The organism is Viscerimonas tarda, from assembly GCF_054601255.1.
On the sequence record NZ_BAAHWV010000003.1, the window covers coordinates 128734 to 152626 of the forward strand.

The 23893-nt window shown below is 43.4% G+C and carries 20 protein-coding genes, 1 pseudogene and 1 riboswitch; of the genes and pseudogenes, 12 read left to right on the top strand and 9 right to left on the bottom strand.

Going from position 1 to position 23893, the window contains the following annotated elements:
- Window positions 1-63 precede the first annotated feature (63 nt).
- Entirely contained in the window at window positions 64-1263 is a 1200-nt protein-coding gene (locus tag ACYPWY_RS02240) for a radical SAM protein (protein ID WP_459683803.1), read from the top strand.
- A gap of 4 nt (window positions 1264-1267) precedes the next feature.
- Here the strand turns inward: ACYPWY_RS02240 and ACYPWY_RS02245 are convergent, their stop codons facing one another.
- The 7 genes and pseudogenes from ACYPWY_RS02245 to ACYPWY_RS02275 form a co-directional block, all read right to left on the bottom strand.
- Complete coding sequence (locus tag ACYPWY_RS02245; protein ID WP_459683804.1) at window positions 1268-2143, bottom strand: MBL fold metallo-hydrolase; 876 nt, start codon at window positions 2141-2143, stop codon at window positions 1268-1270.
- A 462-nt stretch (window positions 2144-2605) separates the two neighbouring features.
- Window positions 2606-3250: a thiamine diphosphokinase gene (locus ACYPWY_RS02250; RefSeq protein WP_459683805.1), complete on the bottom strand. Its 645-nt coding sequence runs from the start codon at window positions 3248-3250 to the stop codon at window positions 2606-2608.
- A 10-nt stretch (window positions 3251-3260) separates the two neighbouring features.
- A complete protein-coding gene (pnuC, locus tag ACYPWY_RS02255; protein ID WP_459683806.1) occupies window positions 3261-3845 on the bottom strand; it encodes a nicotinamide riboside transporter PnuC in 585 nt (194 codons plus the stop codon).
- A gap of 2 nt (window positions 3846-3847) precedes the next feature.
- Window positions 3848-6064 carry a TonB-dependent receptor gene (locus tag ACYPWY_RS02260; protein ID WP_459683807.1) on the bottom strand — a complete coding sequence of 739 codons (2217 nt, stop codon included), beginning with the start codon at window positions 6062-6064 and terminating at the stop codon, window positions 3848-3850.
- 112 nt (window positions 6065-6176) lie between these two features.
- A riboswitch (TPP riboswitch) is annotated at window positions 6177-6273 on the bottom strand.
- Window positions 6274-6529: 256 nt separating this feature from the next.
- Window positions 6530-6757 (bottom strand): annotated as a pseudogene (locus tag ACYPWY_RS02265) (transposase); the annotation flags it as partial.
- 963 nt (window positions 6758-7720) lie between these two features.
- Window positions 7721-7939 (bottom strand): (4Fe-4S)-binding protein, encoded by a 219-nt coding sequence (locus ACYPWY_RS02270; RefSeq protein ID WP_459683808.1) that lies wholly within the window; start codon window positions 7937-7939, stop codon window positions 7721-7723.
- A 23-nt stretch (window positions 7940-7962) separates the two neighbouring features.
- Window positions 7963-8250 carry a GNAT family N-acetyltransferase gene (locus ACYPWY_RS02275; protein WP_459683809.1) on the bottom strand — a complete coding sequence of 96 codons (288 nt, stop codon included), beginning with the start codon at window positions 8248-8250 and terminating at the stop codon, window positions 7963-7965.
- Between the two features lie 361 nt (window positions 8251-8611).
- Here ACYPWY_RS02275 and proS point away from each other — a divergent pair, with 361 nt between their 5' ends.
- The gene (proS, locus tag ACYPWY_RS02280; RefSeq protein WP_459683810.1) at window positions 8612-10093 is read left to right on the top strand and encodes a proline--tRNA ligase; all 1482 of its coding nucleotides are present in this window, start codon (window positions 8612-8614) and stop codon (window positions 10091-10093) included.
- Between the two features lie 54 nt (window positions 10094-10147).
- Window positions 10148-10687, top strand: a complete 540-nt coding sequence (locus tag ACYPWY_RS02285) for a nucleotidyltransferase family protein (RefSeq protein ID WP_459683811.1) — start codon at window positions 10148-10150, stop codon at window positions 10685-10687.
- A gap of 398 nt (window positions 10688-11085) precedes the next feature.
- Here the strand turns inward: ACYPWY_RS02285 and hemW are convergent, their stop codons facing one another.
- Entirely contained in the window at window positions 11086-12213 is a 1128-nt protein-coding gene (hemW, locus tag ACYPWY_RS02290; RefSeq protein WP_459683812.1) for a radical SAM family heme chaperone HemW, read from the bottom strand.
- A 241-nt stretch (window positions 12214-12454) separates the two neighbouring features.
- On the opposite strand from hemW, the gene ACYPWY_RS02295 reads away from it, so the two are divergent.
- On the top strand, window positions 12455-13909 hold the full coding sequence (locus ACYPWY_RS02295; RefSeq protein ID WP_459683813.1) for an amino acid permease: 1455 nt from the start codon (window positions 12455-12457) through the stop codon (window positions 13907-13909).
- A gap of 72 nt (window positions 13910-13981) precedes the next feature.
- Here the strand turns inward: ACYPWY_RS02295 and ACYPWY_RS02300 are convergent, their stop codons facing one another.
- Entirely contained in the window at window positions 13982-14116 is a 135-nt protein-coding gene (locus ACYPWY_RS02300; RefSeq protein ID WP_459683814.1) for a hypothetical protein, read from the bottom strand.
- Between the two features lie 2 nt (window positions 14117-14118).
- On the opposite strand from ACYPWY_RS02300, the gene ACYPWY_RS02305 reads away from it, so the two are divergent.
- From ACYPWY_RS02305 to ACYPWY_RS02340, 8 genes are all read left to right on the top strand, one after another.
- Window positions 14119-15147: a 6-bladed beta-propeller gene (locus ACYPWY_RS02305; protein ID WP_459683815.1), complete on the top strand. Its 1029-nt coding sequence runs from the start codon at window positions 14119-14121 to the stop codon at window positions 15145-15147.
- Window positions 15148-15301: 154 nt separating this feature from the next.
- Window positions 15302-16255: a signal recognition particle-docking protein FtsY gene (ftsY, locus tag ACYPWY_RS02310; protein ID WP_459683816.1), complete on the top strand. Its 954-nt coding sequence runs from the start codon at window positions 15302-15304 to the stop codon at window positions 16253-16255.
- A gap of 82 nt (window positions 16256-16337) precedes the next feature.
- Window positions 16338-17633 (top strand): 30S ribosomal protein S12 methylthiotransferase RimO, encoded by a 1296-nt coding sequence (rimO, locus tag ACYPWY_RS02315; protein ID WP_459683817.1) that lies wholly within the window; start codon window positions 16338-16340, stop codon window positions 17631-17633.
- Between the two features lie 18 nt (window positions 17634-17651).
- Window positions 17652-17930, top strand: a complete 279-nt coding sequence (locus ACYPWY_RS02320; protein WP_459683818.1) for an HU family DNA-binding protein — start codon at window positions 17652-17654, stop codon at window positions 17928-17930.
- Between the two features lie 3 nt (window positions 17931-17933).
- Window positions 17934-19550, top strand: a complete 1617-nt coding sequence (locus ACYPWY_RS02325) for an HU family DNA-binding protein (RefSeq protein ID WP_459683819.1) — start codon at window positions 17934-17936, stop codon at window positions 19548-19550.
- A 160-nt stretch (window positions 19551-19710) separates the two neighbouring features.
- Window positions 19711-21444: a lysine--tRNA ligase gene (lysS, locus tag ACYPWY_RS02330; protein ID WP_459683820.1), complete on the top strand. Its 1734-nt coding sequence runs from the start codon at window positions 19711-19713 to the stop codon at window positions 21442-21444.
- An 82-nt stretch (window positions 21445-21526) separates the two neighbouring features.
- A complete protein-coding gene (locus ACYPWY_RS02335; protein WP_459683821.1) occupies window positions 21527-22531 on the top strand; it encodes an NAD(P)H-dependent glycerol-3-phosphate dehydrogenase in 1005 nt (334 codons plus the stop codon).
- Between the two features lie 13 nt (window positions 22532-22544).
- Window positions 22545-23891 carry a glucose-6-phosphate isomerase gene (locus ACYPWY_RS02340; protein ID WP_459683822.1) on the top strand — a complete coding sequence of 449 codons (1347 nt, stop codon included), beginning with the start codon at window positions 22545-22547 and terminating at the stop codon, window positions 23889-23891.
- Window positions 23892-23893 lie beyond the last annotated feature (2 nt).

Here is a 23893-nt window from a genome sequence, read left to right on the forward strand (position 1 = left end):
AGCCTCTACTTGAAATACTCCGTGAAAAATACTCCGTGAAACTCCGTGGTTAAGAATTGAACTTTGAAGAAGTATGTTATAGGAAAAGAACCCGTTGATTCGGTAGAGCTAAAATGCCTGTTAATCAGCAAAGGGGTGATAGTTGATAATGCCATTTACAAAAAGTTTGGGCACGATTATCGACTGAATCCCAGTCCCTTGACCTGTAACAGCCTGATGCTTTCGGATGGCACAAATGTGCAATTGACGGATGTGGGTTTTCACTTAAAACATCTATTCAAAGCGCTTTCGTGGAATAATTTAAAACTCTTAAAGTACGAATCGGAACTTGGTACTCCCTTTCATCTTCAGATTTTGGACGATAAACCGGCTCTTTTTTACGAAAAGGACTGGGTTGATTTCGTAACTTTCCACACGAAAACGGATTTCTACCGTCAAAAAACTGCATCGGGATTGCCCTATATCGGTAATGCTGTGCTGCAAGGCTGCGATTTTGTATCTTTTCAATGCCTGTGGCCCTGCGAATATGCCGCCCATGGAAAGCCTTGCGAGTACTGCTTTTCGGGAGCCGAATTTGAATCGCTAGCCCAAAAAGGCAAACCGCAACCGCTCGCTGTTGAGGCTTCGGATGTGGCCGAGATTGTACAATATGCGGTTCGGAACGGCGATGCCAATAGTGTACAAATTACCGGCGGTTCTACTTTTTCCGGCAAAACGGAGTACAACTACATCTCCGCCTACTTGAAGAAAATTGCTGAAACAGAAACTAAGCTTGCAGGCGAAATTTTGCTTTACATTACACCCCCGGAAGACCTGTCGCATATCGACGACTATTTTTCGTTGGGAGCCGATCGCATTGCTTGCAGTGTAGAGGTGTGGGACGAGGTACGCGCCCGGATTATTACGCCGGGTAAAATGCATTTTACTACACGACAACGGCATTTGGAAGCGCTTGACTACATTGCCGAAAAACACGGAAAAAACAAGGCCTTTTCCAATTTTATCATCGGCCTCGAAAGTCTTGAAACGCTACAAGAAGGGGCAACTTATCTGGCCGAGCGTGGAATTATACCCTCTGCATCGGTTTGGATACCCTTGGGGCGTCCTGTAATGGGCAGCATGAAAGCGCCAAGCCTCGATTATTTTCGGCGCGTAAAAGAAATGTTCGCCGAACTTTACAGCAAATACGAGCTATCTCCTGCCGGTGGCTGCGGCCTTAATGTGTGTGTGGAAAAAGATATATACAATTACTCAAAATTCTAGGTATTTACAACCCTAGACAGGTGCAGAATGCTGTGAATTTGTAACCGCCTTGTTCTGCCGATACATGACCGATGGACGGAAAAACAATGTGCATTCCGCCAACTGGAATCTTGTTCTCCGATACGTATTCCAATAATTTTTTGCGGGTTTGAATCGCTTGCTTCGAATCGGTGTCGAAAGAGAGTGCGACTTCGGGTTGTGGAAACTGGATGGGCGATGCATGAGTTATATCTCCCCAAATTAACAATTTAGCGTCTGCCGATTCCACTAAATAGGAGGTGTGTCCGGGTGTATGTCCGTAAGTGGCAATAGCCTGAATATTTGGAAGAAAGGATGTTGTTTTGCCTCCCAATTCATCGGGAACAAACAAATGCAGTTGATTTTTATAGGCTGCTATCACATCTTGCGCTTGCTTCCCTCTGGGGCTACTCATCCAGTAATCGTGTTCGGCTTGCGCGATATAGAGTTCGGCATTGGGAAAAGCCAGTTGACCATTGCGCAACAGGCCGCCGATATGGTCGCCGTGCATGTGTGTGAGCAGGACAATATCAATTTGTTCGGGTTTAACACGAAGCGATTCCAGGTTATCGAACAGTTTTCGTCCATGACCTGTGTCCACCAAAATATTTTTATCGGGCGTTTGAATTAAATATACGACTGTTTCGAGCGGAAAAGCGCCTTTTGGAAGGTATTTCTGCAACATTTCTTCGGTGGCGCCGACCAATAGTTTGCTATTTCCTTCGCCTCCACCTTCGGATAAGGCGCTGATTTTGAAGTTTCCCAATTCAAAAGTAATAACACTCTGCCCCTCCTGAGCTGCAATGCTACCAACAAACATTATCATTATAAATAAGCATAGTAACTGATTATATTTCCGCATGATATATTTTCTTTTAGTTAGAATCAATTAATTGTCCCAGCTACAAATGTACAACTATTTTGCCTTTTGCCAAACTCCGCACAGCAAAAAACAATATGATTATCCGCAATCATACTACTTGGCTTTCGTTCCTTGGTTTTTTCATCCCATTAGGGATGAATCGCTCGGTAGAAACGGCAACCACACACTCCACGCCCGCATCCTGCAGGGATGCGACCCCCTATTGCACAAGTTGCATTCCTACGGAATGCAGGGGTTTGGGGCAGGGCTGCATTTTCTACCGAGCGACCCATTCCTAACGGAATGGAGAGGGGTGTGTGTACGTTTCTGCCCCGCAGACTAAAGTCTAAGGTTAATAAAGCGCTGTCTCTGCGGGACAAAACCACAAATTGCTTGCAGGAAACGCCATTTAGTGGTATGATTGCGAATAATTATCAAAAACAAACATCGGCTTGCCTTTCCTCAAAATGCCCTGAAAATTATTACTTTGCCCGAAGTTTTCACGGTGAATGTTTCTCCCAATGATTCGTTTAAAGTTCCTTGCCACCAGTTGGTTAGCTCCCTGTTTTCAATGGGGTATTTTAGATTGTGTACGCTGATTTCGCAGCGGTCGATGGCAAAAACAGATACCTGTTGGCCTTTGAAACTGCTGAATTGCGAATCGCTTTTTATAGGAGTAAAGATGCCATAATTCGATATCATTTCTATATTTCCGGCTAGATCAAGGTATTCGGCCAAGAGGCTTATATTTCCCAGTGTGTGGTCTTCTCTTTTACCGGTTCCTCCCAAAATCAGTATGTTGCGAAGTCCTCTGCTTACACAAAAGTTCACAGATTTAGTCAGGTCATTGGTTTCCTGTTCCGAACTTTGATGGATAATGTGGGTATATTTCGATATATTTTCCCGACCCAATGAATCGCAATCTCCTACAATGGCGTTCGGATTTAATTTGCTATTTTCGAGATTTTTGATAGCCCCATCACAGCATACCAGATATTTACTATTGTATAATATCGAATACGGAATCTTGTGTTCGGGATATTCACCGTTTGCCAGAATGACGGCTTCGGCTCTGGTAGTAATGGAAGGCAATTCATATTTTCTCATGCTTTCTATTTTAATAGTTTGCGTGAATCAATTTTTTCCATCTGACATAGCCTAAAATCGAGACGATAGCATATATCAGATACATGACCGAAGTAGGGTAGAGGGCTTGCGTATAATACAAAACAACCGATACGGCATTGAGTATCACCAACAATAGCCATTGTTCTACAAACTTGTGAGCCAGCATCCACATCGACACGATGCTGAGCGTGGTTACAAAACTATCGCCGTATGGAACAGGGCTGTCGGTGTATTGGGTCAATAGATACGAAATAAGGGCAAATACCGGAATAGTTACTCCGACTAATTTCGGGTAATAATTGCGTGGCGTGTGAATAATACCAGTATTATCTGATTCTATAACTTTAGATTTATGCCACTTAATCCATCCGTACATAGCTGCCAGAATATAATAAATATTTATACAGGCAAAAGCATAAAACTTTGCCTGTATAAATACATAGATATAAAAGGATGACATAATTATGCCCACCGGCCACATCCGAATATCTGCTTTATATTCAAGATATAAATAGATGATTCCGGCGATGGCGCCAATTATCTCCACCCAGTTTGTCTCAATAAATTCTATCATGCTCAAAATCTGATACCTAACTTAGCCATTACGTTTCGGGTAGCTTGTGGAAACAGGCCTTTGTAAACAGCGGGATTTCCATCGCTATCGTAGCTTGTGTCCACCCAGGCATTGGCATCGTAGTGGTTATTCAACAAATTGTTTACTGTCAGTTGCAGGTCAATATTTCCGATTTTCTGTGTTTTGAATGTATATCCTGCAACGAGGTTGCTAACAAAATAACCATCAAGGCTGTTATTGTCGTTGGATGTGTTGTCGTAATATTGCTTGCCAACATATTTTCCTGTTAAAGTTATACTAATATCCTTTAGTGGAATAACTGTTATTCCTCCACTACCAACAACATCCGGTGAGAAGGAAATATTGGTGGACTTAAAAAATGCTGTTCGCTGTCCCGAAACTTCCCAATATTCGTCGTACTGGTCGAAATAGGCGGTGTAATTTTTGATTTTGTTTTTGCTCAAAGTTACATTGGCGCTCAAGCCTATCCATGCTGCCGGTTGGTAGGCGCCCTCCAGTTCGATACCCGCACGGTAACTTTCAGGAACGTTTTCCATTAGTTTGTAGCCTACATCGTTTAGCTTTCCGGTTTGTACCATTTGGTCTTTGTAATCCATATAATAGATGTTTGCATTGAATGACGCGCTTGCATTCTTAAAGCGGTAACCCAATTCATAATCCAATACTCGTTCGGATTTTATCTGTTGATTGCCGCCGTATTTAATGGATTCTTTGATGTCGGTTCGCAAGGGTTCGCGATTGGCAACAGCAAGCGATGCATATACGGTATTATAGGTATTGATATTTGTGGTTATTCCTACTTTTGGATTGAAAAAACTGTAAAAGTTCTTGTTGGTAATGTCGGCAAAATCGTCATCTATTCCTCTCATCCGGTAATCAATGTAACGGTATTGCAAGTCTCCGAAAGCGGATATAATGTCGGTTATTTTGTATTCGCCCTTGACAAAACCGCTGATTTCCTGCTTTCTGGATTTGTTCCGGTACCATTCGTAGTTGCTCGCAATATTGTTGTTGTATTTTATCCAGGGCAATTTACCGTAGTGGTTTCCATCAAAGTAGCTGCTCATTAATCCACCTGTAATACTCAAATTATCTGATGAATAATCGAGTGAAACGGTGCCGGTATAGAATCCGTTCGACATCAATTTCTGCCTGACAACATCCGATTTCTTATAAGTGGAATCGCCGATAGTTTGGTTAGGCAGGTTGAATTTTGAATACTTTTGCCCGGCCTTGTAGTTTTCGTAGTATCCAAAACCGTGATTGTAACTCAGATTGGCATTCAATGTGAGTTTATTACCCAATTCCCTTGAAAATAAGAGCTGTACAATATCGGAGTAGTAGTTATCCGTTTCGTTGTCGTAGTAGCGGACGCTTCCTGCTTCGTCATCGTAATATTCGCCGGAAATGTTGTATCTCCGGCCATAGCTTGCCCTGTCTTCGGGCGATAATCCTTCCCAGGTAATGCCCGTGTGCTGAATGCCGTTGATGTAGCTCAATCTTATCAATTGCTTGTCGGTGTAATGCGATAATGCTACATACAGGTTCTTGTGGTTTACCTTCCCGTTGCGGATATAGCCGTCGCCTGTTACGCGCGAGTAGCGTGCATCGAGTGATAGGCCACTTTTGCCAATTCCTGTTCCGGCGGCAATGGTGGATAAATAGGTGTTGTAGCTGCCGATGGCGGTAGATGCCTCACCGTAAGCCTCTTGGCGCGCTCCGGCTGTTTTTAGCGACAAGCTGGCGCCGAATGCTGCCGAACCGTAGGTGGAAGTTCCGACCCCGCGTTGCAGCTGAATGCTTTGCAGCGAGTTGGACAAGTCGGGCAGGTTAACCCAGTAAACTTCCTGACTTTCAGGGTTGTTCAAGGGCATACCGTTTAATGTTACGTTGATACGTGTAGCGTCTGTTCCTCTGATTCGGAGCGAGGTGTTTCCTACGCCGGAACCATCTTCTGAGAAAGCAACTACCGAGGGAAGCAGTTGAAGAATGAAAGGCAGATTGCGGGCCGTGTTGTCCTTTTTGATGTCGGCGGCATTGAGGTTGGAGTACGCGATTGGCGTATTGCTTCCCGCCCGGGTGGAGGAAATGACGACTTCATCGAGCCGGACATGTTTCAAACTATCCCCCAGATTTTCGCCCGAAAGACCGGCGGCGAAGGGAATAAAAGCAGTGATAAAAAATAAAACCTTTTTCATTTAATAAAATAATTTATACCGATAAACATTTTTTTTGTATTGTTTATCAATTAGTTAAACAAAAAAGGGGTTTAAAAAGAGAAATTACCAATTTTGAAGTAGTATGCGTGCGCGCGAAGCATATCTAATTCCCTACGCCGGCATTATCCGGATCAGGTTGTATGGGTATGATCTCAGCCCGTTTTATTAAGGCACCCCTAGAATTGGCTGCAAAGATAAAACAATAGAATGAAAAATAAAAGCCCCCTAATCCCCCGAGGGGGACTTTTAACTTTTAAGTTGAATTTTTGGCTCCGTTTGGCGCAGGTTTGTAGTGTCTGTTGCACAACCTCTAAAAGGTATAGCCGTCAGGCTAAGGCTGAAAGCCTTTAAGCATCAGCATAGGGCAACGCCCTATGTAGCAATGAATCGGTTAGTTAAGCCCTGAAAGGTAGGGTGTCCAAATTTAATGTTTGGTATAGGCGTTTAGATCGCCCTTGTTAATATATTATATTTCAATCTTTTAGGCTCATGAAAGACCATTCTTTTAATGGTCAAATCAAAGATTGACCCCATAAAAGCCCTTCTATTGTACCGATAATGGTACTCATCAAGATAACCCTGCAATCTTTCTTTGGAACAATGATGATGAATTCCTCTTAGCCAGCCTCGTATGTTCATAATGTGAATATGAAGTTCTTTCATGTTCGCTCCTTATTGTTGCCAACATAATCATTTACCTCTTTTTTCATCTTATTCTCCTTTCTTTTATTTGTTCTTATAATTACTACTCTTTTGGTTTTTCGCACTCATCCGTTTTTGTAATGGTCTCTGCTCCATTGCGCTGCAACTATTTACATTTGCTGCTGTTTTGTAAGGATTTTCGGCATTACCTCCTTTTATCTTTTGGACAATAAAAATAGCGTGGAACAACCTGTCTGATTATCAGGTTTCCACGCCTCTACGTCCAACAAGTTACTCCACGCCGCATTACACGGCGTTTACTAACTTATTCTTGACGTAGACCCATTATTATGGGATTATTGTGGAAAATGATAATCAAGAATAGCAGCAATCGCTATTTTTATTTATGTTTCAGTGCTTTATGCACAGTTTTTTTGTTTTTTTATTTCATTTTTTTGTTTTTTTAATGAGAGGGACAAAATTACATAAAATTTTCCAATAACTCCACAGACAAGGAAACTGTGAAGGCATCATAATGGTATCTGTCTATGGAATCAAAAACAATCGCATTCATGGTTGAAGTTTTTTTTGCTCTGCTCGCAAGCTGGTTTGTAAGGATGACTTCTTTGCCCGGCTGCGCTCCAATTTCTTCCTCAAGGAGAGTATCGTTTTGTTTTGATCATTGATCAAAGAACGTAACCGTTTGTTGTCTTCTGATAATTTTAATGTCTTATCCTGCATAATAATTTGATAAGTAATTGTTTAATTGACAAAGATACTCCTTTTTTTTGAACGTTTTTAACGATTATTTTGAACACCCTAGCTGTAAGCCCGACAACAGATGTCCGCCCTTAACCCAAGGCGCTGCGTTGGGCTGGGGTATTTAAGGCTTTCAGCCTTAGCCGTATCAACTACAAAGAGGCCATCTCATAAGCAATTTACGAGACAGTCCCCCTTAGCAGAAAACTTTTAGTACACTCTATCCTCACACGATTATTTTTCGTCCGGCTTGTAACTCAATGCGCCCGACGGGCAACGGTTCACCTGATCAATCAACTGCAGGGTGGTGGCATTCTCCACCTTTATCCAAGGGTGTTCCTGCGGATTATACACCTGCGGTAAGGTCTTGACACAAACACCTGCATGTTGACACAAACGAGGTTGCCAAATGATGGTTATTTCGCCGTTGGAATATTCTTTTTTACTTTCCATAATTAATTCCTGTTCTTTTAATTCTACCTGACCAATACAATCCGTCTCCACTCGGGATGCTTGTAGATATACTTTGCCACAAACGGACAAAGCGGAATCAGACGAAGTCCTTGTTTTTCAATATCTTCCAGCGATTTTTCGACAAGCTGCGAACCTATACCTTTTCCTTCCAGCGCTATCGGCGCCTCGGTATGGGTAAGGTAAATCTCGTTGTTAACCGTTTTAATGTACTCTATTTTAGGAATAAACTTACCAACATGAAACTCATATTGGCCTTCCTCTGTGTTGTCTATCAATTCGTAGGTTTCCATTGGGTTAGAGATTAATTGTTATACTTCTATATTTCCTTTATTTTACAACAAATATAAACAAAATTTGTTCAGGTATAGGTTCTTTTTATTTATTTTTATCTGCAAATTCGATATCAAACCTTTTTTATTAAGTAGCTCCGCTTCTCTGCTAAAAAAAATCGTTGTTTTCGTCCAAAAATATAGGCAAATGCGCTATCTTTGTGAGCGTCAAAACCACCTGTTTTATTCATCATTTACCGGATAAATCATTACCGGTGTGGTCTTGATTTTTTAATTTATGCACCCGAGAATTGCTTGATTTTCAGGTGAGTTTGCAATTCTTATTTCAAAAGTACATAATACAAAAAGAATTATATAACACATGGCAAAAGAGCTTAAAGAACTGACTTCGAGAAGTCAGGATTATAGTCAATGGTATCAGGATTTGGTGATTAAGGCCGACTTGGCCGAAAATTCTGCGGTGCGCGGATGTATGGTTATCAAGCCTTACGGGTATGCGATATGGGAAAAAATGCAGCGGCAACTGGACGATATGTTCAAGGAAACAGGGCATGTGAACGCCTATTTTCCGTTGTTTATACCCAAATCGTTTCTGAGCAAAGAAGCCGACCACGTGGAGGGTTTTGCCAAAGAATGCGCCGTAGTAACACACTACCGCCTGAAAAACGACCCGAACGGAAAAGGCGTGATTGTTGACCCCGAAGCAAAACTCGAAGAAGAACTAATCGTCCGCCCCACTTCCGAAACGATCATCTGGAACACCTACCACAACTGGATACAATCGTACCGCGACCTGCCTATACTCATCAACCAATGGGCCAATGTGGTGCGCTGGGAAATGCGTACACGCCTGTTCTTGCGGACTACCGAATTTTTGTGGCAGGAAGGACACACCGCCCACGCAACCAAAGAGGAAGCCGAAGCCGAAGCCAAAAAGATGCTGGAGGTATATGCCACATTTGTAGAGGAATACATGGGCGTACCCGTCATCAAAGGCGTGAAATCGGCGAATGAACGGTTTGCCGGAGCTGTTGACACCTACACCATCGAAACGCTTATGCAGGACGGAAAAGCCTTGCAAGCCGGCACCTCGCACTTCCTCGGACAAAATTTTGCCAAGGCATTCGACGTTAAATTTGCCGATAAAAATGGCAAGCAGGAATATGTATGGGCTACATCCTGGGGCGTTTCCACACGCTTGATGGGCGCGCTTATCATGTCCCACTCCGATGACAACGGACTGGCGCTGCCTCCCAAACTCGCTCCTCATCAGGTGGTCATCGTCCCTATTTACAAAAACGAGGAACAACTTGCCCTGATAGACGAAAAAGTGGCAGGCATCATTCAGGCCTTGAAAAAACTGGGTATCCGCGTGAAATATGACAATGCCGACAACAAAAAACCGGGTTGGAAATTTGCCGAGTACGAACTCAAAGGCGTTCCGGTGCGTTTGGCAATAGGCGCTCGCGACCTCGAAAACAACACCATAGAAGTGGCTCGCCGCGATACGCTGGAAAAAGGAACGGTATCCTGCGACAACATTGAGGTATTTATCCAAACCCTGCTCGATGAAATCCAAAGCAATATCTATAAAAAAGCATCCGATTACAGGGCGCAACATACGATAGAAGTGGATACATACGCCGAGTTCAAGGAAAAAATAGAAGAAGGCGGATTCATCCTGGCACATTGGGACGGAACCGGCGAAACAGAGGAAAAAATCAAAGCCGAAACCAAAGCCACTATCCGCTGCATACCCTTGGAAGGGGACAAAACGCCGGGTAAATGCATGGTAACCGGCAAGCCATCGGCTCAACGGGTACTATTTGCCAGAGCCTACTAAAATCGCAGCCTTAGCTCTCAAATTCTTCCAGTGAAAATTTAAACAGATTTTTCGTTGAATAAAGAAATAGAACCGGTACTAAGCAAAATAGCACAAGCCCTGAATGCCTCCCATGTGTTGTGGGGTGTTGGGGCTTCGCTGTTGCTGCATCAGTACGGATTGGTCGAAGACCCCACGGACATTGATATTCTGGTATCGGTCGATGATATTTCTACGGTCGATAAACTGCTCTCGTCGCTAGGGGAAAAACAGCCCGAAACGCCTTCGGATATTTACGCCACCGATTATTTTTACGAATACATAATCAATGGCATCAACGTTGATGTGATAGCCGGATTAAAAATCAAGCAAAACAAGGCAGTTTTTGAATACACTTTCGACAAGGAATCGGCGCCTCACACCTTCTTTATTGGAGGAGTACCCGTACCCTTTTCCACCCTCGAAGACTGGTACATACTCTACCGACTGATGCCGGGCAAAGAAAGTAAATCGGAGTTAATTGCCGGTTATTTTCGCGAGCATGGAGTAAGGTATCCGGTGTTGATGGAGAGGATGAATGAGAAATTAAGACTATGCTCTATTGGTAAATATTAAGAAAAAGCTAAAAGAGTTGTTATAGAAACAAACTAAATCTTATTGAGGAATTACCTCTAAATCACCTTTAAAAAACTGGGTTGGAATAATAAGAGCTCCCCCTATTGCGTTACCCAAATTAGCTGTCAATGTGGAAATAGAATGCCTTGTCGCTATTGTTGAGAGAGTATATAAATTAGAGATCTCAGTCTTTGAATTGCTTCGGGTGTTAAGTGTTTCGCTATTTGAAAAAACAAATTTGAGAGACTTCCTGACCAAACAAGAATTAGAGAACTATCAAAATGACACTTCTCCAACTCTTAATTTTTTTTAGCGGACACCAGTAGGGCACGCCACGTCTCTACTTCGAATCTGTTTGTAAGGGCGCGATTAATCGCGCCCTTACAGAACCTTGAACTTTAAACTGACATTAAATCGCTCATTATTCCGTCCGAAACAAGTAATCCTTTGGTTGATATGGTTAAACGATTGTCGTTGTTTATTATATAACCGGTTTCGATGTACTTCGATGCGTTTTGGAGGCAATAATCCCGCATTTTTGTTCCGAACAGCTTTTCCAGCCTGTCAAGACTAATTCCCCATATCGTGCGCATCCCTGTGAGAATAAAGTCGTTGTACCGCATCGTATCGCTCAATACCTCCGTTTCAGCCGGCATACTTCCCGATTCTATGGCCTCCATATACTCGTTTATCGCCGCAATATTCCACGCTCTGGCTTCGCCATTGTACGAATGAGCTGCAGGGCCTATCCCCATGTATTTTTCGCCTGACCAATAAGACGAATTGTGGCGGGAAAAAAATCCTTCCGTTGCAAAGTTAGATATTTCGTAGTGAATGAAGCCCGCTTGTTCGAGCTTTTCTTTTAAAACGGCAAACATTTCCACGCTCAGACTTTCGTCCACCTGCTTTATGGCTCCTTTTTGCAGCAGGCGATACAATTCCGTTTCTTCTTCGTAAATCAGGTGGTAGGCCGATATGTGTTTGACATTCAATGCAATCGCCTTATCAAGGCTTGACTTCCACGATTCGGGTGTTTGCCCGGGTAAGCCATACATTAAATCAATACTTATATTTGAGAAACCGGCCTCCTGACAGGCTTTTACCGCATCCACCGCTTTTTGTGCGGAATGTCTTCGCCGGAGGAATTCCAAATCGCAGTCATTCAGGCTTTGTACGCCCATGCTGATTCGATTGAAAGGAAATGAGCGGAGCATATTAATATAACCGGCATCCAAATCGTCGGGATTGGCTTCAATGCTTATTTCGGCATTCGCCTGCACGGCATAGTTTTCGTTGATGGCATTGAATAGTTTGACGAAGTCGTCCTTTTCCAGTTGCGAGGGCGTTCCTCCACCGAAATAAACGGTATCAACCGCTTCGCTATTCAGGTAGTTCTTCCTGATAATCAGTTCGTTGCATAGTGCATCAACAAACCTTCTCTTGTATCTGAGGTTTGTCTGTGTAAAAAAGTCGCAATAAATGCAACGCGTTTTACAAAAAGGAATATGAATGTATATACCTGCCATTAAACTTTTTCAAATTCATGCAAAGTTAGGAAAATAAGTTTCAGGTTCAAAGTTTCATGGCAAACGCATGAAAATCTCTGTTACGCTAAGTTAAGGCTTTCAGCCTTAGCCTATTCGGACTTTTCTCATGCGTTTGCTCTAGAACTTGAAACTTTGAACCTGAAACTTTGAACCTTGAACTATAATTCTTTCGTCATTTTTTCTTATTTTTGCAAGGTTTAAAACTTTAGATACGAAATACATGATTCAACGTCTATTCAAGAAAAAGGATATAGCCTCTATTCTGAATGAAACCGATGAAACACATAATGGCCTGAAAAGAAACCTTTCGGCTGTGAACCTCGTTACATTGGGCATCGGCGCCATAGTCGGCACCGGAATATTTGTTATAACCGGCACAGCGGCAGCAACTTATGCAGGCCCTGCGCTCTCCATATCTTTTCTCATCTCGGCTGTTAGTTGTGTGATGGCAGGTTTGTGCTATGCCGAATTTGCCGCTATGATTCCCGTTGCGGGCAGCGTTTATTCGTACAGCTACACTACCATGGGCGAAATTCTGGCCTGGTTTATCGGCTGGGTGCTTATTCTCGAATACCTGTTTGCTTGTTCGAGCGTGGCGGTTGGCTGGTCGGGGTATATGATAAGCTTGCTCAACGAGTGGGGAATTCAGCTCCCATCGCATCTGGCATACGCTACATTCGATTACATACAAGGCAAAGGCTGGGTGTGGACAGGCAGCATAATTAATTTTCCTGCGGTTTTCATTATCGGGATTATTTCGGCGCTATTGGTGGGCGGAATCAGGCAATCGGCTCTTATCAATAACGTGATTGTTGTTATCAAAGTCAGTGTTATCCTGTTGTTTATTGCGTTCGGATTGTCGTACGTGAATGTAGGCAACTGGACACCCTATATACCCGAAAATACGGGCGAGTTTGGCCATTTCGGCTGGAGTGGAATACTGCGTGGAGCAGGGGTTGTGTTCTATGCCTATCTGGGTTTCGATGCGCTATCGACTGCTGCACAAGAAGCGCGCAATCCACAGAAAGATATGCCGAAAGGAATACTTATATCCCTGATAATCTGTGCTATTTTATACATTGCCGTTACCGTTGTGCTAACGGGCATAGTCAATTACAAAGAACTGAACGTTGCCGCTCCGATTGCCTTGGCTATCGACAAAACAGGGGAAGGCTTGGCTTGGTTAAGCCCTTTCATCAAGCTGGGCGCTATTGCCGGATTAAGTTCGGTTATACTGGTGATGATGCTGGGTCAATCGCGCATCTACTACGCCATATCAAAGGATGGCTTGCTACCCGGATTCTTTTCAAAAATACATAGCAAACACGGTGTGCCCCATCGTGCTACGGTATTTGCCTGTGTTATCACGGCTGTGTTTGCAGGACTTTTCCCCCTGCATGTGCTGAGCGAACTGGTGTCTATCGGCACATTGCTGGCCTTTACGGTGGTTTGCATTTCCATTCTGGCGCTGCGCAAAACGCAACCCGGGTTAAAACGTCCGTTTAAAACGCCGTTTGTACCCTTTGTTCCGCTGTTGGGCGCAGGGATATGCATCATTCAAATGGTGTCGTTGCCCTGGAGTACCTGGGTAAGGTTAATAATTTGGACGGCCATCGGGCTGGTAATCTATTTTGGTTATGGGATTAAGCATAGTAAATTGAATGATAAACAATAAAAAGGACTACCCCTGGCCAGAGCTTGTGAAAGATAAAAAGGCTTCCATCACTCTATTCAACTGCCGCCTCGGCTACATCGCCCCTGCCGCCTCGGCTACATCGCCCCTGCCGGATGGGGCGATGTAGCCGGTGATGGCGCCGACCTCCATTACTGGGAATACAACAGCGCCACATTGGACGGAAAACCCCTGGATAAATGTTAACAAGCTTGAAAAACTATCAAATTATGCGTCATTTAACTAAATTATTATGTGTATTATTTACAATGGTATGCTGGGGTTGTGCTCACGATTCAGAAACAGAAAAATACCAGAATAGCCGTAAAAATGTCGTAAATGTTCGGGAAAAAGTGAAAGAAATAGAGATGGAAGACGTCTTAATCGGTCAGACTGCACGCTTGTTCCTGATTGGTGATTATTTAATTATCGGAGATTATAAATCGTTAGATAAACTCATCCATATATTTGACAGGGAAACATTTACCTATGTAACAAGCATTGCAGACAGAGGACAAGGCCCACATGAAATTACAAATATGGGACATATAGAGACAGATGAGAGCAGTCGTCTGTTTTATGTGTCCGACCATGGCAAGCAAATGATACTCAGCTATAATTTAGATAGTGTCCTTGTGAATCCATCAGATGTGCCACACGAGAAAATGAAAATGAATAAAGGCCTGTTTCCTGATAAATATCGGTATTTGAATGACACCCTATCTATTGGTTTAATTATAGAACCAATAGGAAATTCCGATTTTAGTCAAATTGTAGCAAAATGGAATATGGCTACAGGGGAGATAAAGCCAATGAAATATAAGCATCCTAAGATAGAGAAGAAACGTGTTAATTTTGCCGTATCCGAAGATAATGGCATCTATGTTGAGTGTTATACCAATCATGATTTAATGACAGTATGTAATTTTCAGGGTGATTTAATACACAATATATATGGCCCTGATTGGAGCAGTCAGGGTAATAAAACTCGCTATTATGGTAAAGTCGTTTTTTGTAATGGCAAAATATTGGCATCCTATTCGGGAGGAGACAGGCTTTCAGAAGAACGTTTCCCAACAAAATTTCATGTTTTTGATATAAATGGTGATTATCTCCAAACTTTGGAAACAGGGCTTAAAATATGCGATTTCTGCTATGACAAAAAAACGAATAGAATAATTATGAATTTGGATGAGGAAATACAGTTCGCTTATTTGGAGTTAGATAAACTTGTTGAGTAACTATATCTAGTCGTTTTGAATTGTTCTATTCTGAAATATACAATTTATTTTGTATTTTTGCAGCAAAAGACTAAGCGCCTCGTTGTGTTTGTTTTTTGAGGATAGTGAAATCAGAAGGATTATTATACACAGTTCACTAAGTTATATAAAATATATGGGGCTATTTAACCTTTTTACCAAGCAGAAAAAAGAAGTTCTGGACAAGGGTCTGGAAAAGACCAAGGAAAGTATGTTCTCGAAGCTTTCGCGCATTGTTGTCGGCAAATCGAAAGTAGATGAGGATGTTCTCGACGATTTGGAGGAAGTGCTGATTACATCCGATGTAGGAGTTGACACCACCTTGAAAATTATCAACCGCATCGAAAAACGTGCAGCAAACGACAAGTACGTCAACACGGAAGAGCTGCGCACTATTTTGCGCGAAGAAATAGCCGAATTGCTCACCGAGAATAATTCGCAGGATAACGAAAGTTTTGATTTGCCTGCCGGGCGAAAACCATACGTGATTATGGTTGTCGGCGTGAATGGCGTAGGAAAAACAACTACTATCGGTAAACTGGCCAATCAGTTCAAAAAGAATGGCTTGTCGGTTTACCTGGGCGCTGCGGATACTTTCCGCGCCGCTGCCGTAGAACAATTAACCATTTGGGGCGAGAGGGCCGGAATACCTGTTGTTAAGCAGGTTATGGGCGCCGATCCGGCATCGGTGGCATACGATACGGTTAGTTCGGCAAAGGCAAACAAGGCCGATGTAGTCATTATAGATACTGCCGGGCGTTTGCACAACAAGCTGAACCTGATGAACGAGCTTTCCAAGATAAAAAATGTGATGGGCAAAGTACTGGAAGGCGCTCCCGATGAGGTATTGCTGGTTCTCGACGGCTCTACCGGGCAGAATGCTTTTGAGCAGGCCAAACAGTTTACCGCCGCCACACACGTAACCGCGCTGGCAATCACCAAACTCGATGGTACGGCCAAAGGTGGCGTGGTCATCGGCATATCCGACCAATTTAAAATACCCGTAAAATATATTGGCTTGGGAGAAGGAATAAACGACCTTCAGGTATTTAATAGAAAAGAGTTTGTCGATTCTTTATTTGGAGGATAAAAAATATTATTATCTTTGCTACCTGATACGAGTTTTCCCGATGAATTGGGTAAGATTTGTTTACGGAGTAACAAAATGATGAATGAAAAAAAATAGGATTGACGTCATTACTTTGGGTTGCTCAAAGAACTTGGTAGATTCGGAATTGTTGATGAGGCAACTGTTGGCGAATGGTTATACCGTTAAGCACGACCCCGATAAACCGGAAGGAGAGATTGTTGTAATCAATACCTGCGGATTTATCGGAGACGCCAAAGAAGAGTCGATTAACGTAATACTTGGTTTTGCAGAGGCTAAGAAGAAAAGAAAATTAGCTAAGCTCTTTGTCATGGGATGCTTGTCGGAACGGTATATGGAGGAATTGAAAGCAGAAATTCCGGAAGTAGATAAGTTTTACGGGAAGTTTGCCTGGAAAAGTTTAATAGAAGACCTGGGAAAGTCGTATCACGACGAACTGAAATTGGAAAGGAGCCGGACAACCCCAAGCCATTACGCCTACCTGAAAATAGCGGAAGGCTGCAACCGGAGTTGCTCGTATTGTTCCATCCCAATTATGACAGGCAAGTACGTCTCGCGCCCGATGGAAGAAATTGAGGAAGAAGTCAGGCTGCTGGCAGCAGCCGGTGTAGTAGAATTTCAGGTAATAGCTCAGGATTTGACCTATTACGGACTTGATTTATATAAAGAGCTGAAACTTGCGGAGTTGGTAGAACGTATCTCCCATATCAAGGGCGTTCGCTGGATCCGTTTACATTACGCCTATCCGGCCAGGTTTCCTTACGATTTGCTGCCGGTTATGCGCGGGCATAAAAATGTTTGCAAGTATCTGGATATTGCATTACAGCACATAAGCGATAATATGCTGACGAAGATGCGGCGGAACATATCGAAAAAAGAAACGCTGTTGTTGCTCGAAAAAATCAGGGCGGAAGTGCCCGGCATCCACTTGCGTACGACCCTGATGGTCGGCCATCCGGGTGAAACCGAACAGGATTTTGAAGAGCTGTTGCAGTTTGTGAAAGAAGCGCGTTTCGAGCGAATGGGCGCATTCCCGTACTCTAACGAAGACGGAACGTTTGCCTGCGAGCATTATAGCGATGATGTGCCCGAAAGCGTAAAGCAGGAACGAATGGATAAACTTATGGCCGCTCAGGAGGAAATATCGTTGAGCATCAATAGCTCGAAAAGAGGTAAAATTCTGGATGTGATAATCGACCGCGAAGACGAAGGTTATTATATTGGCAGAACCGAATTTGATTCGCCGGAGGTAGATACCGAAGTATTGATATTTAAAGAAAAAAAGCTTAAACAAGGGCAAATTTATCAGGCTCTGATAACAGAGGTTGATGCATTTGATCTTTATGCGAATATTGTTTGAATAAAAACGCAACAAAATATGACACACAAAGAACTTATCACAGAATTGGCAAGTCGTTTAGGCTGGACTAATGCCCGCACATCGCAGGTGTTGGATTTGGCGACAGCTGTTATTAGCGAAAATCTAGCAAATTCAAATAGTGTCAATATTCAAGGTTTTGGAGTTTTCGAGGCTAGGTTACGTCAGGAACGCGTCTCGGTTAATCCTGTTTCCAAACAGCGTTTTCTGGTGCCGCCCAAAATAACGCCAACGTTTCGTCCCGGACAAACAGTAAAGGACAAGCTTAAAAATTTGTAATCTATGAAAGACAAACTCGCACTTCAGGATATTGTTGATCTACTGGCGAAAAAAGCCAATCTTAGCAAAAAAGAAGCAGATATTTTTTTCAGAGAGCTTTTTATGGTCATTGTAGATAATGTTTTCAATGATGAGCATGTAAAGATAAAGGATTTTGGTACATTTAAGCTTACAAAAGTCAGTAGCAGGGAAAGTGTTGATGTCAACACCGGCGGAAAAATCGAAATTCCGGCGCATTATAAAATAAGTTTCTTGCCCGACAAATCGTTGAAAGAATTGGTTAACAAACCATTTGCTCAATTTGAGGTAGCCATGCTGAAAGATGGCGTTTCGTTCGATATTGAAGAATCGGAAGAACCCGTTGAATCGTCCGGAGAAGATGATACGGCCATTGACGAAACAGCGCCCAAGCCACAAACTCAACCGGAAAAGCAGCCTGAAACAGCTCCGGTGGCTTCGGAAGCCGGTTTGACCCAAAAGCCCGAAAAACCGGCGCCACAACCCCAAGAAAAAGCAAAACAAGTAATACCTTCTATCCCACAACCCTTTGTATATACCTATACCTCCGAAGATAAAGAAGATAAAGGCAATTCCATCACCATAGTTATACCGGCAGATAAAGTGCTGGGGAAAGCTATTGTTGACGAAAAAGATGCCGTCTCCTTGTCCCTGCCGCAGGAATCCGCAGGGAAAGGCGCTTCGCTTGAGACAAACAAAGTTCGGGAAAAAATAGACTCGCTTAAAGACGCTATTGATTCCTTATCGAAAGTGAAAACATCGGCAGAACTTTCTTCCGATGACAATTCCGGTATTGAAATAGAGAGTGTAACCGGCGAAGCAGAAGCGCAAGAACCTGTTGAAGAACAGAAAATTAATGAACCGGAAGTTTTACCCGAAGACGAGGATGCAGTTGGCGAATTGCCCGAAAATCTGCCGGAAAGCGAAGGTCTTGATAAAACTGCCGAAGAAGAAGAGTCGGATGAGGATTATACAAATGATTACGAATATCAGGACTATTACAGAGAAACAATTTTTACGCGCATTCGCCGAAAAATACCAATTATTATCCTGTTGCTGGTCGTAACAGGCATCATCGGTTATATGTTCTATGAGTTGTTCAATGAGAAGAATAATTACGAAATTTACAAGGGCTATCGCAATCTCACATCTTCGGATTCGTTGGTGGACGAGCAAAATTATTTGGGAGACACCGTATCGTTGAAAGCAGAGGATACCCAGCAAACAGCGATTGTCGATAGTTTGTTGAAACCCAACAGGGTAGCGCCGAGAAATGAAGCTCAGGCAATACAAGCGCCTGAAAGTAGTGTGAACAAAAACGATACATTAAAGGATGCATCCGAAACTCCTCGCCAAAAATTTGAACGGATTATTTCCGAAAATTTCAAGATAGCGGTAGTTAATAAGGCTGCTTTTGTGCGGAATAAGGGAAAAAATGCGGTGGAAGCGCCGGTGGAAACACCTGCCGAACCGGTTTCCAATAGTGTACCTGCCCGGGTAGAGCCAATTGTACCTGTTCCGGAAAGAGTAGTAAATAGGGTTGATTCTCAATCGGTTAATAGGCCAATAGCAGTAGCTGACACAACAGAAAGTTCGGAGTAAAAAGACGGGGTGGGAGATATTGATATGTTTGTTTTCGTAGATAAACAATTATATTTCTACCTTTGTGCCGCGAAAAGTATCCGGCGCCGGGCCTTTTTTCAGTAAAGGATAAAAAGATTCCGGGTAAAAAATAGTAGCGGAAGATTAATTCAAAAAAGTAATGAGTATATTGGAGTTGAGCGAGCAGGAAATTGTTCGCAGAAAGAGTTTAGATGAGTTGCGCGCAGTTGGGGTGGATCCGTATCCTGCGGCATTGTACGAGGTAAATGCGTATTCAACAGATATAAAACAGGCATTCGGTGATGAAGACGAACCACGTCAGGTATCGGTTGCCGGACGTATTATGAGCCGCCGAATCATGGGGAAAGCATCGTTTATTGAGCTGCAAGACTCCGAAGGGCGGATTCAGGTTTACATTACCCGAGACGATATTTGTCCCGATGAGGAAAATAAAGACTTATACAATATTGTATTCAAAAAATTGCTGGATATAGGCGATTTTGTCGGCATCAAAGGGTTTGTGTTCCGTACCCAGATGGGCGAAATCTCCATCCATGCCAAAGAACTTACCGTGCTCTCCAAATCGCTTCGTCCGCTTCCGGTGGTGAAGGTGAAAGACGGCGTAACATACGATGGCTTTACCGACCCCGAACAACGTTACCGCCAGCGTTACGTGGATTTGATAGTGAATGAAGGCGTGAAAGATACCTTTGTGAAACGTACAAAAGTCTTCAATTCGATGCGTGAATACCTGAACGGATACGGATACATCGAAGTAGATACTCCTGTTTTGCAAAGTATTCCGGGAGGCGCGACTGCACGCCCGTTCATTACGCATCACAATGCGCTGGACATACCGCTGTATCTGCGTATAGCGAATGAACTTTACCTGAAACGCCTGATAGTAGGTGGTTTCGACGGGGTATATGAGTTCTCCCGTAACTTCCGCAACGAAGGTATGGACAGAACGCACAATCCTGAGTTCACCGTCATGGAATTTTATGCCGCTTACAAGGACTATAATTGGATGATGGATTTCACCGAACGCATGTTGGAAAAAATATGTACGGATGTGCATGGCGCTACGAAAGTGAAAATGGGAGGTAAAGAGATTGATTACAAGGCCCCTTATCCCCGTGTTACGATGATAGATTCCATCAGGCATTTCACCGGTGTGGATATAAATGGCATGGATGAGCTTCAACTGCGTGATGTTTGCAAACAACTAGGCGTGGAACAGGACGAAACAATGGGCAAGGGCAAACTGATAGATGCCATCTTCGGCGAAAAATGCGAAGGGAATTACATACAACCCACATTCATTATTGATTATCCGGTGGAAATGTCGCCCTTGACAAAGAAGCATCGTAACAATCCCGAACTGACCGAACGCTTCGAATTGATGGTGAACGGAAAAGAATTGGCAAATGCCTACTCGGAATTGAACGACCCGATAGACCAGCGCGCCCGTTTTGAAGACCAACTTCGTTTGTCGGAAAAAGGAGACGACGAAGCGATGTTCATCGACCAGGATTTCCTGCGCGCCCTGGAATATGGAATGCCCCCGACAAGTGGTATAGGTATTGGCATGGACCGTTTGGTGATGTTTATGACCGGACAGGAAAGCATTCAGGAAGTCATGTTCTTCCCGCAGATGCGTCCCGAGAAAGTGGCGAAAAAAGACGCTGCATCAAAATACACGGCAGCAGGCATTCCCGAAGAATGGGTAGCCGTTATTCAAAAGGCCGGTTATCTGACCGTTGAAGAGCTGAAAGAAATTAATCCGAATAAATTCCACCAGGAATTATGCGGTCTGAATAAAAAACATGGACTCGGGCTGACCAATCCAACAAATGAAGAAGTTACACGCTGGATTGAAAATACGAAGAATTGATTTTTGGTCAATAAGCGTTTAGATGCTTACGAGCTTTCTGCGGCGCTTATTGATATGATGTGTTTAACCAGAATTGAAATTTATGGAATTTCCGGGGAAAATAGCTGTTATGGGAGGAGGAACTTGGGCAACCGCTTTGGCGAAGATATTGCTCGTTTCGCAAAAGCATATCCATTGGTATATGCGCCGTCCCGAACAGATAGAAGATTTTTTGAAATTGGGACGAAATCCGTCTTATTTGACAAATGTGGAATTCAATACCGGTAGAATTACGTTCTATTCGGATATAAATGAAGTCGTTAACGATTCCGACACACTTATCATGGCGGTACCGTCGCCTTTCCTGAAAGGGCATCTGGAGAAATTGAAGTCTTCGGACATGCTCAAGGATAAGTTCATTATTTCTGCAATTAAGGGGATTGTACCTCCCGAAAATCTGCTTGTTACCGATTATTTGACAAAGTTTTACAACATACCCGACGGCAACATTGCCATTGTGGCAGGACCCTGTCATGCCGAGGAAATTGCGCTCGAACGCCTGACGTATCCCACAATTGCCTGTGCCGACCTCGGCAAGGCCGGAATCCTTTCCCGCATATTCACCACCCGTTTTGTACGCTCCTCTGTTTCGACCGACCTGACCGGTATTGAGTTGGCTGCCGTGCTGAAAAACGTATATGCCATAGCCGCCGGTATCTGTCATGGCTTGAAGTATGGCGACAATTTTATGTCGGTGCTGGTTTGCAATGCGGTGAAGGAGATGGAACGCTTTATTGATACCGTTTCGCCGATGGATCGGAACATTTTCGATTCGGCCTATCTGGGCGATTTGCTTGTAACGGCCTACTCCAGTTTTAGCCGGAACCGCACATTCGGCTCCATGATTGGCAAGGGGTATTCGGTAAAGGCGGCTCAGATAGAAATGGAGATGATTGCAGAAGGATACTACGGAACAAAATGCATCCGTGAAATGAATGACACCTACGAGGTGAATATCCCGATTGCCGACATGGTTTACCGTGTTTTGTACCAAGAGGCGCCGGCGCATTCCGAAATTAAAAGATTGAGAGAACAGATACTAAAATAATAAATAGAGGATTATGAATAAGGTTATTGGTTTACAAACAAGCAAAGTATTATCATTCGTAACAAAAGAAGAGATTGCAAAGAATGCTGCATTTGCAAAACAGTGTAACGAAACTCTACATAAAGCTACCGGACAGGGAAACGATTTCCTCGGTTGGCTTAATTTGCCTTCGTCTATCACGGAGGAACAACTCAAAGATATAGAAGATACCGCTCGCTTGCTTCGCGAAAAATGCGAAGTGGTTGTGGTTGTTGGGATAGGCGGCAGCTATTTGGGCGCAAGGGCGGTAATCGAATCGCTTTCAGATTCGTTCGACTGGTTGCAACAAAACCGCAAAAATCCGGTGATAGTTTATGCCGGTCAGAATATCGGCGAAGATTATATCTCCGAACTGCTTGCGTACCTGTCGGGTAAGTCGTTTGGTATTGTCAACATCTCAAAATCGGGAACGACTACCGAACCGGCTTTGGCTTTCCGCCTCTTGAAAAAGGAACTGGAAACTGCGGCAGGAAAAGCGGAGGCCAAATCGCGCATTGTCGCCATCACCGATGCTGCCAGAGGGGCGCTTCATACATTGGCAAAGAAGGAAGGATACAAAACCTATGTAATTCCCGACAATGTAGGAGGCCGTTTTTCGGTGTTGACCCCCGTTGGTTTATTGCCGATTGCTGTTGCAGGTATCAATATTCGTACCCTGATAGCCGGCGCTGCTTTTATGGAAAAAGAAACGGCTCCGGCTGTGCCTTTCGATAAAAACCTGGCCGAACAATACGCTGTTGTTCGCAACGAACTGTATAAGAAAGGGAAAAAGATAGAAATCCTGGCCAATTTTAATCCGAAACTACACTTTTTGGCCGAATGGTGGAAACAACTTTACGGCGAAAGCGAAGGAAAAGAAAACAAGGGAATATTCACCGCATCGGTCGATTTTACTACCGACTTGCACTCCATGGGGCAATGGATACAGGAAGGCGAACGCTCTATTTTTGAGACGGTTCTTTCGGTTGCCCAGCCCAAAAACAAAGTACTTGTTCCTGCTGACGGAGAAGATCTGGACGGGCTCAACTTCCTCACGGACAAGAATGTGGATTTCGTAAATAAAATGGCGGAACTGGGTACTCAATTGGCACATGTTGATGGAGGCGTTCCGAATCTTAAAATCGAAATCCCCGAACTGAGCGAATATTATATCGGGCAATTAATCTATTTCTTTGAAAAAGCTTGTGGCATCAGCGGTTATATTCTGGGTGTAAATCCATTCAATCAGCCGGGTGTTGAGGCTTACAAAAAGAATATGTTTGCGCTACTGAATAAACCTGGGTTTGAGAAGGAACATCAGGAAATACAAAAACGTTTGTAACA

Excerpts from the sequence above, each read along its gene's own strand:
- ACYPWY_RS02245 (WP_459683804.1), bottom strand. The coding sequence starts at position 2,143 with ATGCGGAAATATAATCAGTTACTATGCTTATTTATAATGATAATGTTT.
- ACYPWY_RS02250 (WP_459683805.1), bottom strand. The coding sequence starts at position 3,250 with ATGAGAAAATATGAATTGCCTTCCATTACTACCAGAGCCGAAGCCGTC.
- pnuC (WP_459683806.1), bottom strand. The coding sequence starts at position 3,845 with ATGATAGAATTTATTGAGACAAACTGGGTGGAGATAATTGGCGCCATC.
- ACYPWY_RS02260 (WP_459683807.1), bottom strand. The coding sequence starts at position 6,064 with ATGAAAAAGGTTTTATTTTTTATCACTGCTTTTATTCCCTTCGCCGCC.
- ACYPWY_RS02270 (WP_459683808.1), bottom strand. The coding sequence starts at position 7,939 with ATGGAAAGTAAAAAAGAATATTCCAACGGCGAAATAACCATCATTTGG.
- ACYPWY_RS02275 (WP_459683809.1), bottom strand. The coding sequence starts at position 8,250 with ATGGAAACCTACGAATTGATAGACAACACAGAGGAAGGCCAATATGAG.
- proS (WP_459683810.1), top strand. The coding sequence starts at position 8,612 with ATGGCAAAAGAGCTTAAAGAACTGACTTCGAGAAGTCAGGATTATAGT.
- hemW (WP_459683812.1), bottom strand. The coding sequence starts at position 12,213 with ATGGCAGGTATATACATTCATATTCCTTTTTGTAAAACGCGTTGCATT.
- ACYPWY_RS02295 (WP_459683813.1), top strand. The coding sequence starts at position 12,455 with ATGATTCAACGTCTATTCAAGAAAAAGGATATAGCCTCTATTCTGAAT.
- ftsY (WP_459683816.1), top strand. The coding sequence starts at position 15,302 with ATGGGGCTATTTAACCTTTTTACCAAGCAGAAAAAAGAAGTTCTGGAC.
- rimO (WP_459683817.1), top strand. The coding sequence starts at position 16,338 with ATGAAAAAAAATAGGATTGACGTCATTACTTTGGGTTGCTCAAAGAAC.
- ACYPWY_RS02320 (WP_459683818.1), top strand. The coding sequence starts at position 17,652 with ATGACACACAAAGAACTTATCACAGAATTGGCAAGTCGTTTAGGCTGG.
- ACYPWY_RS02325 (WP_459683819.1), top strand. The coding sequence starts at position 17,934 with ATGAAAGACAAACTCGCACTTCAGGATATTGTTGATCTACTGGCGAAA.
- lysS (WP_459683820.1), top strand. The coding sequence starts at position 19,711 with ATGAGTATATTGGAGTTGAGCGAGCAGGAAATTGTTCGCAGAAAGAGT.
- ACYPWY_RS02335 (WP_459683821.1), top strand. The coding sequence starts at position 21,527 with ATGGAATTTCCGGGGAAAATAGCTGTTATGGGAGGAGGAACTTGGGCA.
- ACYPWY_RS02340 (WP_459683822.1), top strand. The coding sequence starts at position 22,545 with ATGAATAAGGTTATTGGTTTACAAACAAGCAAAGTATTATCATTCGTA.